This is a genomic window from Wolbachia endosymbiont of Drosophila bocki, assembly GCF_028982005.1.
GTDB lineage: Bacteria > Pseudomonadota > Alphaproteobacteria > Rickettsiales > Anaplasmataceae > Wolbachia > Wolbachia pipientis.
Genome location: NZ_JAPQLG010000145.1, coordinates 1 through 1063, shown reverse-complemented (window position 1 = coordinate 1063; position 1063 = coordinate 1). Strand labels below are relative to the sequence as shown.

The following is a 1063-nucleotide window of genomic DNA, read 5'->3' as shown; positions in this document are numbered from 1 at the left end:
AGATATACCTCTTTCTTAACTATGCTTATTTTACCTCATATTTTCGAGATCCTTAACAGGTTCTAACATTAATTTCATAATTAGCCGTATTATTAATATTTGGCATAAAATTACCTTGTTTTTTAACTTTAATTTACAGAAAATTTTAACAGTGATAAAGTTATATATATTAGTATAATAAATACTAACGCAGGTGTCAAATTATGGTAAAGTCTTTGCCTGCGTAATACACTTTAAGCAGAAATACACATGTCTGTAAGTACAGCATTTGCTTTTCCTATCGCTCTTGCTAACACTTCCTGTTCATTGTTCTGATTTTTCACATTGATTACCTGAGCAGCTAAGTTTGCAGGAAAAGTGACCAAACTGACTTCCCATAATTCCACTTGTTTTAACACTCTAGCTCCGCTTTTATGATCAACATCATACTCTATAGGTATATAGCCGATGGAAAGTCCGTTAATTGCTCCAGCTTTGAGCATCAAATACACTTCTTCTGCTTTCTGAATACCCAAAAGTAAATGTGCAATTATATATAGACCAACATCATTTTCGTAAATATCTATGATACTACCTATAGGTTCGTCAGGATTATGCTGCCAACGGAGTTTTATTTTATTTCTGTTTAAATTTTCCTTAAATGCTCCAGGCAATATCAGATCATTTTGTTTATCAACTATATTAAAAACGCTAGCATAACCAGAAAATACACCGTTTTCTCCTATGCTTTTTATTGACAATGGTGAATAGAGAAATTTCTTATTCATAAAGCCTCCTGTAGTATTGGGAATTTTGTTTCGCAATGCACTGCGATATAATTCTATTATATGCAGTGCTCTAAAAGGGGGAAGCACTTTTCTTAGTTACTAAAAACGCTAAATTGTAATATGGTACAATGTTACAACGATGTCATGAAAGTAGCTGAAACTGGTTCCTTTATGACGGCAGTACCTTCTCCTGTCATCCGAGTAGCCTCCTTTTTTTGTCATCCCAGTGCTTGACACTGGGATGGCTTTGTTGCATCGCTCTTCGGATAGTAGGTAACGTACAATAAATTCATGAA

At 34.0% G+C, this 1063-nt stretch carries 2 protein-coding genes; both read right to left on the bottom strand.

The window, feature by feature from the left end:
• Nucleotides 1–233: 233 nt before the first annotated feature.
• Entirely contained in the window at nucleotides 234–767 is a 534-nt protein-coding gene (locus OZD61_RS03195) for an HK97 family phage prohead protease (protein ID WP_274979822.1), read from the bottom strand.
• A gap of 108 nt (nucleotides 768–875) precedes the next feature.
• Nucleotides 876–1063, bottom strand: a 188-nt coding sequence (locus tag OZD61_RS03190) for a hypothetical protein (protein WP_274979821.1), incomplete at its 5' end; no start/stop codon positions are given.

Coding starts and splice junctions, on each gene's coding strand:
- OZD61_RS03195 (WP_274979822.1), bottom strand. CDS start 767: ATGAATAAGAAATTTCTCTATTCACCATTGTCAATAAAAAGCATAGGA.